Here is a 13,301-nt window from a genome sequence, read left to right as displayed (position 1 = left end):
TCACGAGCCGGGGCAGTCGGCGCAGCGGCCGAAGATCTCCAGGGTGTGCGTCACCTCGGTGAATCCGTGTGCCGCAGCGGTCCGGGCGGACCAGGACTCGACGGCGCGGTCGGTCACCTCGACGGTGCGCCCGCACTCCCGGCAGACCAGGTGGTGATGGTGCTCGTCGGAGCACAGCCGGAACAGGGCCTCGCCGCTGTCGGTGCGCAGGGTGTCCACCGCGCCCGCGTCGGCCATGGCCTGCAGGTTCCGGTAGACCGTGGTCAGGCCGATCGACTCGCCGTCGGCGCGGAGCTGCTCGTGCAGTTCCTGGGCGGACTTGAACTCCGACACGGAGCGCAGGGCCTGGGTGATGGCGCCGCGCTGCTTGGTCGCGCGCACGCCGGTGCCCTTGGCCGCGCTGGTGCTCACGCTCACGCCCCCGGCCGTTCGGTCGCGTGGGCGACCGCGTCGACCACGATGTGGGCGAGGTGATCGTCGACGAGGCGGTAGACGATCTCCCTGCCGTTGCGCTCGCCGCGCACCACGCCGGCGGACTTGAGCACCCGCAGATGCTGGCTGACCAGCGGCTGGGTCACCCCGAGCAGGTCCACCAGCTGGTGGACGCACAGCTCGGAGTGCATGAGCTCGAGCACGATGGAGATCCGGACCGGGGCCGCGAGGGCCCGCAACAGGTCGCCCGTCGCGGTCAGCACCTCGGGGGCGGGGTGCGCGCGCGGCGGGTCCTCGGGATCGACGGGGCAGTCGGCGACGACCGCGGTCGGGACGATGTCGGTGGGAATGGGAGACCTCCTGTTATCAACAATCATTTTCATATGCGGCATCGGCCACGTCAAGCGGCCGCCCGTGAGTCGTCCCGTCCCGCCGCCGCGCATCGGGCGAACGGTAGAGTCGATGCGTACGTTTTTCCTTCTCACAACCCGTCGGAGATGAAGCGCGCCGTGGCCAAAGCAACAAAAGTCGATACCGTCGCCAACCTGTGCAAGCGCCGGGGCCTGGTCTACCCGTCGGGTGAGATCTACGGCGGTACGAAGTCGGCCTGGGACTACGGGCCGCTGGGCGTGGAGCTCAAGGAGAACATCAAGAAGCAATGGTGGCGCAACATGGTCACCTCGCGCGACGACGTCGTGGGCCTCGACAGCTCGATCATCCTGCCCCGTCAGGTGTGGGTGGCCTCGGGTCACGTCTCGGTCTTCAACGACCCGCTCGTGGAGTGCCTGAACTGCCACAAGCGGCACCGTCAGGATCACCTGCAGGAGGCCTTCGCCGAGAAGCGGGCGGCCAAGGGCGAGGAGATCGATCCCGACGACGTCCCGATGACGGACATCGTCTGCCCCGACTGCGGTACCAAGGGGCAGTGGACCGAGCCGCGCGACTTCAACATGATGCTCAAAACCTACCTCGGTCCGATCGAGTCCGAGGACGGCATGCACTACCTGCGCCCGGAGACGGCCCAGGGCATCTTCGTCAATTTCAAGAACGTGATGACCACGGCCCGCAAGAAGCCGCCGTTCGGCATCGGCCAGATCGGCAAGAGCTTCCGCAACGAGATCACGCCCGGCAACTTCATCTTCCGGACCCGTGAGTTCGAGCAGATGGAGATGGAGTTCTTCGTCAAGCCGGGCGAGGACGACACCTGGCACCAGTACTGGATCGACTACCGCCTCAAGTGGTACACCGACCTCGGTATCAAGCCGGAGAACCTGCGCCTGTTCACCCATCCGCAGGAGAAGCTGAGCCATTACTCCAAGGGCACCGTCGACATCGAGTACCGGTTCGAGTTCGCCGGCAGCGAGTTCGGCGAGCTCGAGGGCATCGCCAACCGCACCGACTTCGACCTCGGCACGCACTCGAAGCACTCCGGCGAGTCGCTGGAGTACTTCGATCAGCAGACGGGCGAGCGGTACACCCCGTACGTCATCGAGCCCGCAGCGGGTCTCACCCGCTCGCTGATGGCCTTCCTGGTGGACGCCTACACGGAGGAAGAGGTGCCGAAGGCCAACGGCGGCACCGATACCCGCGTCGTGCTCAAGCTGGATCGCCGGCTCGCGCCGGTGAAGGTCGCCGTCCTGCCCCTCTCGCGCGACGAGAAGCTCTCGCCGAAGGCCCGCGAACTGGCGGCGCAGCTGCGGCAGTGCTGGAACGTGGAGTTCGACGATGCGCAGGGCATCGGCAAGCGCTACCGCCGCCAGGACGAGATCGGTACGCCGTTCTGCATCACCGTCGATTTCGACACCCTCGAGGACGAGTCCGTGACCGTCCGCGAGCGCGACACGATGGCGCAGGAGCGCGTGCCGCTCACCGAGATCCAGCAGTACCTGGGTGCGCGCCTCGCCGGCTGCTGACCCGGTGAACGACGGCCGCCCACCCCGCGCTCGCGGGGTGGGCGGCCGTCGTTCGGTCGTCTAGCTGCAGGTGATCTCGATGCGGAACTTCTTGGTGTCGAGGTTCGCGGCGCGGGCCTCGCCGGTGATGGAGTAGCGGTTACCGGCCTTCGACACCCGGGCGGATCCGACCTTGCCCACCGGCGTGTTCACGACGGTCATCGCGTTGCCGCCGGTGGCGATGAACAGCGTGTTCACCGTGGGCGGATTCCCGTCGGTGAGGATGGCGCCGACGCCGCGTGCCGTCTGCACGCTGCCGGAGCCGACGGTGATCGTCTCGCCGTTGCGCTGGCACCCGGCGTTGACGTACTCGGCCGCGCTCTCGGCCTTGCCGTCGATCTCGACCACGGTGCTGGAGTCGGTGTTGGGGGAGGTGCACGCCGCGAGCGCCACGAGGGTGCAGCCCGCGAGGGCGACTGCCGCTGTCTTCATGTGCCACAACTTACCGGTGGATCGCCGCCGGTCCGGCGCCGCGCTCCCAGGTCGCCGCGCCTCCCTGTGGGATACTCGGGACATGACGAACGGCAAGGTGGTCCACTTCGACACGCAGCGCGGCTTCGGCTTCCTCGCGCCGGACGCGGGAGGCGAGGACGTCTTCCTCCATGTGAACGACATCGATTTCGACGAGTCGGCGCTGCGGCCGGGCACCGACGTGACGTTCGACATCGAGAAGGGCGACAAGGGGCTCAAGGCCGTCAACGTCGCCGTCGTGGGCGGCGCGCCCGCGGCCTCCTCGGCGCCGCGCCGGGACAACCGCGACCAGCGCGGGGGAGATCGCCGGGATCAGCGCGAGCAGCGGCCCCGCCGCGATGCGGCACCGCGTTCGGCCTCGGGCTCCTTGGACATGCAGTCCTTCGTCGACGAGCTCACCGAGCTCCTGCTCGACTCCTCGGACGATCTGACCGCCGGTCAGATCATCGAGATCCGCCAGCGGATCGCGGATTTCGCCTTCGCTCGCGGCTGGGTCACCGAGTAGGTGCCGCGCCTGCCCGGTCCGGCCGCCTATCAGCCGGCCGACGTCGAACGCCTCGTCGCCGAACCGCCCAAAACGGCGGGGCTCGAAGCGGACTCGGAGCCCACGCTGTTCTCGGGCCCCCAGTGGGAGGCTCTGCGCTGGGAGGGGCACAGCTCCGCGTTCGCCCGGGATCGCGCCCGCGTGCTGCACAGCGCCGCGCTGCGTCGGCTGGCGGACAAGACGCAGGTCGTCGGCCCGCGTGAGGGCGACACGCCGCGCACTCGGCTGACCCACTCGCTCGAGGTCAGCCAGATCGGGCGAGGCATCGCCCTGGGCATCGGCTGCGACCCGGACCTGGTGGATCTCGCCGGGCTCGCGCACGACATCGGGCACCCGCCCTACGGCCACAACGGCGAGCGGGCGCTCGACGAGGTCGCGCGGAACATCGGCGGTTTCGAGGGCAACGCGCAGAACCTGCGCATCCTCACCCGGCTCGAACCCAAGGTGCTGGACGCCGCGGGGGAGTCGGTCGGCCTCAACCTCACCCGCGCGGCGCTCGACGCCGCCACGAAGTACCCGTGGCTGCGGCGCGAACCCGGCGGGAAGTTCGGGGTCTACGACGACGACGCCCACGTCCTGGACTGGATGCGCGGGGGCGAGGACGGGCCGTACGGCACGCGTCAGTGCCTCGAGTCGCAGGTCATGGACTGGTCCGACGACGTGGCCTACTCCGTGCACGACGTGGAGGACGGCGTCCTGTCCGGGCGACTGGACCTGCGCGCGCTGTCGTCGCCGGAGGAGGTGCGCAGCCTCTCCGGATTCGGTGCCAGCAGCTTCCGCGGTGCCGAGGCGGCCGAACTCGAGGAGGCCGGGGCCCGCCTCGCCTCGTTCGAGGTGGTGGCGGCCGCGGCGAAGTACGACGGTGGCCTCGCCTCGTCCGTGGCGCTCAAGCGGATGACCAGCGAGCTGGTGGGCCGCTTCGCCTCCGCGGCGATCGACGCCACCCGGGCTGCCACCGGCAACGAGCCCGTGTGCCGGTACGAGGCGAACGTCGAGGTGCCGCCGTCGGTGCGTGCCGAGGTGATCCTGCTGAAAACGATGGCGCTGCAGTACATCTACTCCAACCAGATGCACCTGGCCATCCAGCAGGGGCAGCGGGACCGGATCCTGCGCGTCGCGGACTACCTGATGGGCGCGTCACCGTCGAACATCGATCCGCTCTACTCCCCGGCGTACCTGGCCGCGGACTCCGACGCCGTCCGCCTGCGCGTGGTCGTCGACCAGATCGCCTCGATGACCGAGACGCGGCTGGAACGGCTCGACCAGGTGGTGTACGAGCGCACCTGATCGCGCCCTGCCGCTCCGTCCGCGGACGCCCGCTTCGATCGCGGCGGCAGATGCGGGGCCGAGGCGGTCACCCTACGGCGAGCGTGCGGTGAGCCGTGTCCGGCGGGGAGCGCCGCCCCGGACGCACGTAGACTCGTCACGTGGTCGGCAGAATCCCGGAGCGTGACATCGCGGCGATCCGCGACCGTGCGCGCATCGAGGACGTCGTCGGCGAATACGTGGCGCTGCGTCCCGCCGGCGTGGGGTCGATGAAGGGTCTGTGTCCCTTCCACGATGAGAAGACGCCCAGCTTCCACGTCCGCCCGACGCAGGGCTTCTTCCACTGCTTCGGCTGCGGTGAGGGCGGCGACGTCATCTCCTTCCTGCAGAAGATCGAGCACGTGCCGTTCGTCGAGGCGGTCGAGCAGCTCGCCGACAAGGTCGGCATCCAGATCACCTACGAGGGCGGCGGGCCCGGCCCGAAGCAGGACCGCGGCACGCGCATGCGACTGGTCGCCGCCAACGCCGCCGCGCAGAAGTTCTACGCCGAGCAGCTGCGCACCCCGGAGGCGGAGGTGGCCCGGAAGTACCTCACGGATCGTGAGTTCACCGCGGAGGACGCGGCGTTCTACGGTTGCGGCTACGCACCATCGGGCTGGGACACGATGACGAAGGCCCTGCTGCGGCAGGGCTTCGAGGTCAAGGAGCTGGAGGCCGCGGGCCTGTCCAAGCAGGGGCAGCGCGGCCCGATCGACCGCTTCCATCGGCGGCTGCTGTGGCCCATCAAGAACCTCGGCGGCGACGTGATCGGTTTCGGCGCGCGCAAGCTCTTCGACGACGACAACCTCGGCAAGTACATGAACACGCCCGAGACCATGCTCTACAAGAAGTCCCAGGTGCTGTTCGGCCTCGACCACGCGAAGAAGCACATCGCCAAGGGGCACCAGGTGGTGGTCGTCGAGGGCTACACCGACGTGATGGCCATGCACTCCGCGGGCGTGGAGACCGCCGTGGCCTCCTGCGGTACCGCGTTCGGCGAGGACCACGTCTCGCTCGTGCGGCGACTCATGATGGACGACAGCTACTTCCGCGGCGAGGTCATCTACACCTTCGACGGCGACGAGGCCGGCCGCGCCGCCGCGATGAAGGCCTTCGACGGCGACCAGAAGATCGCCGGGCAGACCTTCGTGGCCGTCGCGCCCGACGGGATGGACCCCTGCGAGCTGCGCCAGAAGCACGGCGACGAGGCCGTACGCGATCTGATCGCGCAGCGCGTGCCCATGTTCGAGTTCGCGGTGAAGACACTGATCACCGAGTTCGATCTGGACACCGCCGAGGGGCGTGTGCACGCCCTGCGCCGGTCGGTGCCCGTGGTTGCGCGGATCAAGGACATGGCGCTGCGGGACGAGTACGCCCGCCAGCTCGCCGGGTGGGTCGGCTGGGACGACGTCACGCAGGTGCTGCGCCGGGTCCGCGAGGAGTCCGCCCGCATCCGCCGCGGCGAGGGACGCCCCGCGCCGGGCGCGCCGGCACCGTCGAACAACCGGTTCCGCGAGCCCGCCCCGGCCGCCCCGGTGGCCCAGGTGAAGCCGGCGGGGCCGCAACGGCCCGACCCGTCCGATCCGGTGCTGTGGGTGCAGCGCGAGGTGCTCAAGGCCGCGCTACAGGTGCCCTCGTTGGCCGGCATGGTCTTCGACGCGCTCTCCGACGACATGTTCACCGACCCCGCCTACCGCGCGGTGCGGCTGGCCATCGAGGCCGCCGGCGGTATCGCGGCCGGCCTCGGCGGACCGGAGTGGGTCGACACGGTGGTGCGGCACGTCGACGGGCCGGTGCTCGAGCCGTTGGTGACGGAGCTCGCGGTGGAACCGATGCAGGTGGCAGGGGATCCTTCGCCGCGGTACGTCGAATCGGTGATGGCGCGGCTGCAGGAGGTGTGGGTCGGTGCCCAGGTGGCCGACCTGAAGTCGAAGCTGCGACGGATGTCGCCGGGCGCCGACGACGACTACAACCGCCTGTTCGGTGATCTCGTCGCGCTCGAGAGCTATCGGCAGAGTCTGCTCAAGCTGGCCGTCGGTGACTCCGGGTACTGACCAGCGGCCCGATCAGTCCAGATCGGTCTTGGGGGAGTAGATCACCGTCTGTGCGTCGATCTCGCGCATGGTGCGCATCTTCGGATCGGGATTGAGCTGCTCGGCGAGCTTGCGCCGCCCGATCTCCACCGCCTTCTTCGTGGCGGGGCTGGTGGCGATCGCCTTCGCGGTGCGGTTGATCTGCTCGTACCGTCGGCGTCCGGCCTTGGTGCCCAGCACGTAGCCCGCACCTGCGGCGATAACCAGTCGCATCATGCCGCCACTGTACCGGCCGCGACCCCGCACCGGCGGGCGGTCCCCGGCCGATAGGCTCGGAGCATGAGCTCGTACCCGCCCGCGCAGACGACCGCAGAGTTCGAGGCGAACATCGCCGAGGTGGTGCGCCGCATCGACGCCGCGGCCGCCCGAGCGGGGCGGTCACCGTCGGACGTGCGCCTGCTCCCCGTCAGCAAGACGGTGCCCCAGGAGCGGCTGCGTCTCGCCGTCGCCGCCGGCTGCCGCGAGCTGGGGGAGAACAAGGTGCAGGAGGCCAAGCGCAAGAGCGCGGAGATGGCCGATCTGGACGTCTCCTGGGCCGTGATCGGGCATCTGCAGACCAACAAGGCCAAGGACGTCGCCGCGGTCGCCGCAGAGTTCCAGGCCCTCGACAGCGTGCGCGTGGCGGAGGCGCTCGACCGGCGGCTGCAGGCGCTGGGCCGCGGGCTCGATGTCTACGTACAGGTGAACACCTCCGACGAGGAGCAGAAGTACGGGCTTCCGCCCGGTGAGGTGCCGGCCTTCCTCGCCGAGTTGCCGGCCTTCGCGTCGTTGCGGGTGCGCGGCTTCATGACGCTCGCCGAGTTCTCCTCCGACGAGGAACGGGTGCGCGCCTGTTTCCGGCGCCTGCGGGACGTCCGCGACCGGGCCGTGCAGGACTGGCCCGAGGCGGTCGAGCTGTCGATGGGGATGTCCGGGGACTACGAGACCGCCGTCGAGGAGGGTTCGACCTGCGTGCGTGTGGGCCAGGCGATCTTCGGCTCGCGTGCGCTGCCCGACAGCCACTACTGGCCCGGGGAACAGTAGTCTTCCGCGTGTGCTGACCGACGACGAGGACCGCCAGTTCACCGCCGCCGACATCGCCGAGCTCGTGGCGGTGGTCGTGGCGTTGGGGCTGCTCTTCTGGCTGCTCGAACCGCTGAACCCGTGGCTGAAGTACCCGGCGATCCTGTTCGGCTCCGTCGCCGTGCTCGCGCTCTGGCGCGCCGGGCGCCGGTGGTTCGCCGCGCGGAACGGCCGCCGGGAGCGGCGGATGGAGCCGCTGCGGATGCTGCAGACCGCGCCCGGTGCGCACTCGCTGATCCTGGTCGCCGACGGGACGCCGTCGGACGAGGCCGTGCGCGCACTCGGGCACGAACCGAACGGCTACTTCTGGCAGGGCATCGGCGAGCGGCTGCTGGCCGGCGCCATGGCGGAGGACATCGCGTTCGACAGCGAGGCCGGGATGTTCGCCGCGCGCAGCGACGACCCCGAGGCGTTGACGGTGCTCGGTACCGCGATGGCGGCCGTGGTCAACGACCCCGCGCGGCTGCGCGAGGTGGTGGCGGCAGCCGAGGCCGACGGGTTCGTCTTCGACGACTGAGACGACACCGCCCCGGTGGGAGCAGCGGCTCCCACCGGGGCGGTGACGGGTTCGGGTACTAGGCCTCGACGCGGACGTCGGCGCGGGCCGGGATCACCACGGGGTGCACGCCGGACATGCGCTCGAGCACGCGGACCACCTGGTAGGAGTAGCCGTACTCGTTGTCGTACCAGACGTAGAGCACGAGGTCCTTGCCGTCGGCGATGGTCGCGAGACCGTCGACGATGCCGGCGCGGTGCGAGCCCACGAAGTCGGTGGACACGACCTCGGGCGACTCGATGTAGTCGATCTGCTGGCGCAGCTTCGAGTGCAGCGAGACGCGGCGCAGGTAGTCGTTGACCTCGTCCTTGCTGGTGGGCTTCTCGAGGGTGATGTTGAGGATCGCCAGCGAGACGTCCGGGGTGGGGACGCGGATGGACGAGCCCGTGAGCTTGCCCTCGAGCTGCGGCAGCGCCTTGGAGACGGCCTTCGCGGCGCCCGTCTCGGTGATCACCATGTTGAGCACCGCCGAGCGGCCGCGGCGGTCGCCCTTGTGGAGGTTGTCGATCAGGTTCTGATCGTTGGTGAACGAGTGGACGGTCTCGACGTGGCCGCGCTGGATGCCGTAGGCCTCGTCCAGGGCAGCGAGCACCGGGGTGATCGCGTTCGTGGTGCACGACGCGGCGGAGAGGATGGTGTCGGCGTCCTCGATCGTGCTGTCGTTGATGCCGTGCACGATGTTCTTCAGCGGCGCCTTGCCGGGCGCGGTGAGCAGCACGCGCGCGGCGCCCTTGCTCTTGAGGTGCAGGCCGAGGCCCTCCTCGTCGCGCCACTTGCCGGTGTTGTCGACGATGAGCGCGTCCTTGATGCCGTACGCGGTGTAGTCGATGGTCGACGGGTCGTCCGAGTAGATGACCTGGATGCGTGTGCCGTTGGCGATGATCACGTCGTTCTCGGCGTCGATCGAGACCGAGCCGGCGAAGGGGCCGTGCACCGAGTCGCGGGCCAGCAGGCTGGCGCGCTTCTCGAGGTCGTTCTTGACGCTGCGGCGCACGACGATGGCGCGCAGACGCAGGCCGTGGCCGTTGCCGGCGTGGCTGATCAGGATGCGGGCCAGGAGGCGGCCGATGCGGCCGAAGCCGTAGAGTACGACGTCGGCGCCGTCACCGTCGGAGACGGGGACGTTGCGCTTGGCGATCTCGGCGCGCAGCAGCTCCTGCACGGCCTCGTCGGACTCGAGGTCCGCGGCGAGGACGGCGAGGCGCGCGATGTCGATCGAGGCGGGCTCGGGCGCGATCTCCAGCAGGCCGCGCAGCACCTTCTCCGTCTGCGCCAGGGTGAGGGCCTGGTGGCCGAGCTCCTCGGCGCGCTCGTGCGCCGAGATCACCGCGGAGGTGGAGAGGTTGATCAGGCGATGGCCGTGGATCGAGGACACCACACCGTGCTGGCGGTACAGCCGGCCGATCATGGGGATCAGGCGCTCGGCCTGCTCCTCGCGGGCGACCCAGGCGTCGCGATGGCTGTCGTACGCGCCGCGATGCTCACCGGCAGTCGCGGAGTTCGACGGGGACTCGGGATCCAGCTGTTGCGTCACGCTCCACATTATGCCTGCGGCTCGCGCGCGCGAGCACACGTGGGGCCGGGTGGGGCCGCTCGTCGCGCTGATACGGTGCTTCCGTGGGACTGATCGAGGTGGATGCCGCCTAGCTCCGTACCGCCGATGACGCATCGGCGGTGCTTCCGGCACCCCGTCCACCTCCGCGGCCGCCATCGCGCGGCCGCCCGCTGTGCCCGATCCCGCCACAGGCTTCGGGCACGGAAAGCGCTCCTATGTCCACGTACTCCATCACCCTGCACGACCTCACCTTCGAGTGGCCCGACGGGGCCACCGCCCTGTCCGGCGTCAACGGCACGTTCGGCACCGGCCGCACCGGTCTGATCGGCCGTAACGGCGCCGGGAAGTCGACGCTGCTCCGACTCATCGCAGGTCTGCTTCACCCGACCTCGGGCCGGATCGACACGTCGGGCACCGTCGGCTACCTCCCGCAGTCGCTGACGCTGCGGCACCGGAGCACCGTCGCCGAACTGCTCGGGATCGACGGTGCGCTGTCCGCATTGCGGGCCATCGAATCCGGCGACACCGACCCGCGGCACTTCGACGCGATCGGCGACGACTGGGACATCGAATCCCGCGCCGACGAGGCGCTGCACCGGATCGGCTTCGGCGTCGCCGACCTGGATCGCCGCGTCGACCAGGTCTCGGGTGGTGAGGCGATGCTGATCGCGATCACCGGCCTGCGCCTGCGCCGCACCCCGATCACTCTGCTCGACGAGCCGACGAACAACCTCGATCGGGACACGCGCCGCGTGCTCTCCGAGTTCATCGATGACTGGGCGGGCGCGTTGGTGGTGGTCAGCCACGACCTCGAGCTGCTCGAGCGCATGGACGCCACCGCGGAGCTGCACGGCGGGATGCTCGAGACCTTCGGCGGCCCGTACAGCGCGTGGCGCGAGCACCGTGACCGGGAGCAGGAAGCCGCCGAGCAGGCGACCCGCTCGGCGCAGCAGGCGCTGAAAGTGGAGAAGCGCCAGCGGATCGAGGCCGAGACCAAGCTGGCCCGGCGCGAGCGGACGGCGAAGCGGACGCAACGCGACGGCGGCATCCCGAAGATCCTCGCGGGCAATCGCGCCAGCAAGGCGCAGGCCTCCGCGGGTGCGATGCGGTCGACCATGGACGACAAGGTCGCCCGGGCGCAGGCCGCGCTCGACGCGGCGGATGATCGCGTGCGTTCGGAGGACCGCATCAACCTCGTCCTGCCCGATCCGGACGTGCCCGCCGGGCGCCGCCTCGCCGAGTTCTACCTCGGCGACCGCACCGTCGTGATCCAGGGCCCCGAGCGCGTTGCGCTGATCGGCCCGAACGGGTCGGGCAAGACCACTCTCCTGCGGCAGCTCCTCGACGGTGCCGAGCCGATCCCGGAGCGCCCGTCCGGGCGTCTCCTCACCGATCGGTTCGGCTATCTGCCGCAGCGGCTCGACGGCCTCGACGAGCAGGCGAGCGCGATCGAGAACGTCCGCGCCGTGGCCCCCGATGCGGCGCCCGATGCGGTGCGGAACCGGTTGGCGCGCATGCTCCTCCGCGGCGATGCCGCAGATCGCGCGGTCGGCGTGCTGTCCGGGGGCGAACGGTTCCGGGTGGCGCTGGCACGACTGCTGCTGGCGGAGCCGCCGGCGCAGCTGCTCGTCCTCGACGAGCCCACCAACAACCTCGACATCGTCAGTGTCGAGCAGGTGGCGCAGGCTCTCGACGCGTACCGGGGAGCACTGATCGTGGTCAGTCACGACGACCGCTTCCTCGAGCGGATCGGTGTCCAGACGGTGCTGGAACTCGACAGCGCGGGCGCAATGTCAGTGCGGAGCGGGCTCGCGGCGGGGTGATCAGCCGGGGCGGGCGAGGCGGAATGCGAGCGTGAGTGGGGCAGGTGGGGCTCGAACCCACGACCAGCGGATTATGAGTGAGGATTCACCGTCGCCGGATGTCGATGACGATCCTCGCCCATAGCGAACCGGGGCAGGTCACAGGGGGCGCGGTGGTGCGCGGTAGGTGGTCATGGAGGGGAGTCGACGATCATTGCGCAACCACTTTGCAACCACTTCGACGGGATCGGTGCCCGGTCGGGCGGGTTGCGAATATCGTGTCGGCATGCCCGGTTTAAGAAGGAGGCTGGCTGATGAAGTTCGACGCCAATTTCTGGGCAGCCGTCGCGGCGTTGGGCGGGGTCGCAGCCGCGGTCGCGGCGATTGTGACCGCGACGATCGCGGCCAAGACGCTCAGCGCGATGCGGCAGGACAGCCTGGATCGCAGCCGGCCGGTCATGATCGCCGAGCTGCGGCCCGGCGTCCTGACAAGGAACGCCGAGCTCCACATCACGAACCAGGGCCTGAGTGTCGCCCGGAACGTCGAGGTGACCTTCGCGCCGCCGATCGCGCCGCACTGCCCGGGCAAGGAGCTCAGCGAGTGCGAGCACATCGTCCACTTCATCGCCGAGCGGTACGCAAGGCCAATTCCTGTCATCGCGCCAGGCGCCGACCTCGACAACCTGTATCAGGATGCCGAGGACAACGACGAGCCCGTTCCCGACAACTTCTTCGTGACCCTGAAGTACGAGGACGATCGAGAGCGGGAGTATGGCGACACCTTCGAGTTGTCGATGACGCTGCTGCGGAAGCAATCGGGTGCGTATCCGTCGACGAGCGGCGAAGCCGGCGAGAGGCGACGGCTCGTGAAGGCCGTCGAGCACATCGCGCGAGGAGTTGGACGGGCGTGAACGACGACGGAGCGCGCGACAACGCTGCCCAACGGCCACGGCTGCTCACGGAGGCCGATGTCGCGCGCCTGCGCCAGAGCTTCGCGGCGATAGGTGACGACCTCCCTCCGGAGATTGTGGTCGGTGCGCCATGGCCGCGGAGCCGCCTGCTCGATGAGGATCTGTACCCGCGCCGCGTCGACCGCACGCCCGAGCTGGTCGAGAGCGACAACCGCTACATCGCGAAGCTCCTGCAGGAGATCGGCCGCCAAGCGCCCGAGGACGGTTAGCTCATCTACCTGCGGCGCCTGCCGCCGTTGTTGAGGTGGGCGCGCGAGCGCGGGCGGAGGCCGTGCGGGTCGCGCTGCTCCGCCTTTGCGGGTACTGCCAGGGCCTCTTGAGCTGCGCGCACGTCCGACGGAGTCATCGCGTAATTCCGGCCGATCCTCCGGTGCGGCACCGTGCCGCGGTGGCACTGATTCAGGAGCCACTCGTAGGTCCGTCCGAAGTAGGGTGCGGCTTCGCGGAGCGTGAGCATGTACTCGAGCGGCGGGTCGTGGCTGGGCTCGTTAGTCGAGGTCATGATTCGACGATCGCACACGCTGGAGCGCCCCGTCGAGGTTCACCTCGGCGGGGCGC

The 13,301-nt window shown here is 69.7% G+C and carries 15 protein-coding genes; 9 read left to right on the top strand and 6 right to left on the bottom strand.

What is annotated here, in order from left to right:
* Both BLQ62_RS15495 and BLQ62_RS15490 read right to left on the bottom strand, forming a co-directional pair.
* Complete coding sequence (locus BLQ62_RS15495) at positions 1 to 411, bottom strand: Fur family transcriptional regulator (RefSeq protein ID WP_414929938.1); 411 nt, start codon at positions 409 to 411, stop codon at positions 1 to 3.
* Between the two features lie 2 nt (positions 412 to 413).
* Complete coding sequence (locus BLQ62_RS15490; protein ID WP_082756951.1) at positions 414 to 815, bottom strand: ArsR/SmtB family transcription factor; 402 nt, start codon at positions 813 to 815, stop codon at positions 414 to 416.
* A gap of 114 nt (positions 816 to 929) precedes the next feature.
* On the opposite strand from BLQ62_RS15490, the gene BLQ62_RS15485 reads away from it, so the two are divergent.
* Positions 930 to 2,345 carry a glycine--tRNA ligase gene (locus BLQ62_RS15485; protein ID WP_170842918.1) on the top strand — a complete coding sequence of 472 codons (1,416 nt, stop codon included), beginning with the start codon at positions 930 to 932 and terminating at the stop codon, positions 2,343 to 2,345.
* Positions 2,346 to 2,405: 60 nt separating this feature from the next.
* Here BLQ62_RS15485 and BLQ62_RS15480 read toward each other — a convergent pair whose 3' ends face one another.
* Positions 2,406 to 2,816 (bottom strand): lipoprotein LpqH, encoded by a 411-nt coding sequence (locus BLQ62_RS15480; RefSeq protein ID WP_068529996.1) that lies wholly within the window; start codon positions 2,814 to 2,816, stop codon positions 2,406 to 2,408.
* An 82-nt stretch (positions 2,817 to 2,898) separates the two neighbouring features.
* Between BLQ62_RS15480 and BLQ62_RS15475 the strand changes: the two genes are divergently transcribed.
* From BLQ62_RS15475 to dnaG, 3 genes are all read left to right on the top strand, one after another.
* The gene (locus BLQ62_RS15475) at positions 2,899 to 3,360 is read left to right on the top strand and encodes a cold-shock protein (RefSeq protein WP_068529998.1); all 462 of its coding nucleotides are present in this window, start codon (positions 2,899 to 2,901) and stop codon (positions 3,358 to 3,360) included.
* Complete coding sequence (locus BLQ62_RS15470) at positions 3,361 to 4,686, top strand: deoxyguanosinetriphosphate triphosphohydrolase (protein WP_068530001.1); 1,326 nt, start codon at positions 3,361 to 3,363, stop codon at positions 4,684 to 4,686. It abuts the gene before it with no gap.
* Between the two features lie 140 nt (positions 4,687 to 4,826).
* Positions 4,827 to 6,758, top strand: coding sequence for a DNA primase (gene dnaG / locus BLQ62_RS15465; RefSeq protein ID WP_068568827.1), 1,932 nt, complete (start codon positions 4,827 to 4,829; stop codon positions 6,756 to 6,758).
* Between the two features lie 12 nt (positions 6,759 to 6,770).
* Here dnaG and BLQ62_RS15460 read toward each other — a convergent pair whose 3' ends face one another.
* Positions 6,771 to 7,013, bottom strand: a complete 243-nt coding sequence (locus BLQ62_RS15460; RefSeq protein ID WP_068521248.1) for a hypothetical protein — start codon at positions 7,011 to 7,013, stop codon at positions 6,771 to 6,773.
* A gap of 63 nt (positions 7,014 to 7,076) precedes the next feature.
* On the opposite strand from BLQ62_RS15460, the gene BLQ62_RS15455 reads away from it, so the two are divergent.
* Together BLQ62_RS15455 and BLQ62_RS15450 are read left to right on the top strand one after the other, a co-directional pair.
* Positions 7,077 to 7,820, top strand: a complete 744-nt coding sequence (locus BLQ62_RS15455; RefSeq protein ID WP_068568825.1) for a YggS family pyridoxal phosphate-dependent enzyme — start codon at positions 7,077 to 7,079, stop codon at positions 7,818 to 7,820.
* 10 nt (positions 7,821 to 7,830) lie between these two features.
* Positions 7,831 to 8,376 (top strand): Imm51 family immunity protein, encoded by a 546-nt coding sequence (locus BLQ62_RS15450; protein ID WP_068568823.1) that lies wholly within the window; start codon positions 7,831 to 7,833, stop codon positions 8,374 to 8,376.
* Positions 8,377 to 8,434: 58 nt separating this feature from the next.
* Here the strand turns inward: BLQ62_RS15450 and BLQ62_RS15445 are convergent, their stop codons facing one another.
* Complete coding sequence (locus BLQ62_RS15445; RefSeq protein ID WP_269451338.1) at positions 8,435 to 9,949, bottom strand: glyceraldehyde-3-phosphate dehydrogenase; 1,515 nt, start codon at positions 9,947 to 9,949, stop codon at positions 8,435 to 8,437.
* 236 nt (positions 9,950 to 10,185) lie between these two features.
* On the opposite strand from BLQ62_RS15445, the gene BLQ62_RS15440 reads away from it, so the two are divergent.
* The 3 genes from BLQ62_RS15440 (at position 10,186) to BLQ62_RS15430 (ending at position 12,952) form a co-directional block, all read left to right on the top strand.
* Positions 10,186 to 11,793: an ABC-F family ATP-binding cassette domain-containing protein gene (locus BLQ62_RS15440; RefSeq protein WP_068568821.1), complete on the top strand. Its 1,608-nt coding sequence runs from the start codon at positions 10,186 to 10,188 to the stop codon at positions 11,791 to 11,793.
* A 293-nt stretch (positions 11,794 to 12,086) separates the two neighbouring features.
* Entirely contained in the window at positions 12,087 to 12,683 is a 597-nt protein-coding gene (locus BLQ62_RS15435; protein WP_068568819.1) for a hypothetical protein, read from the top strand.
* Positions 12,680 to 12,952: a hypothetical protein gene (locus BLQ62_RS15430; protein ID WP_068568817.1), complete on the top strand. Its 273-nt coding sequence runs from the start codon at positions 12,680 to 12,682 to the stop codon at positions 12,950 to 12,952. The genes BLQ62_RS15435 and BLQ62_RS15430 overlap by 4 nt, the downstream gene beginning before the upstream one ends.
* A gap of 5 nt (positions 12,953 to 12,957) precedes the next feature.
* On the opposite strand, the gene BLQ62_RS23420 is transcribed toward BLQ62_RS15430, so the two are convergent.
* The gene (locus BLQ62_RS23420; RefSeq protein ID WP_068568815.1) at positions 12,958 to 13,245 is read right to left on the bottom strand and encodes a MerR family transcriptional regulator; all 288 of its coding nucleotides are present in this window, start codon (positions 13,243 to 13,245) and stop codon (positions 12,958 to 12,960) included.
* Positions 13,246 to 13,301 lie beyond the last annotated feature (56 nt).

The organism is Tsukamurella pulmonis (assembly GCF_900103175.1).
GTDB lineage: Bacteria > Actinomycetota > Actinomycetes > Mycobacteriales > Mycobacteriaceae > Tsukamurella > Tsukamurella pulmonis.
The sequence above is the reverse complement of the archived record's forward strand: the minus strand, read 5'-3'. Positions and strand labels throughout refer to the sequence as shown.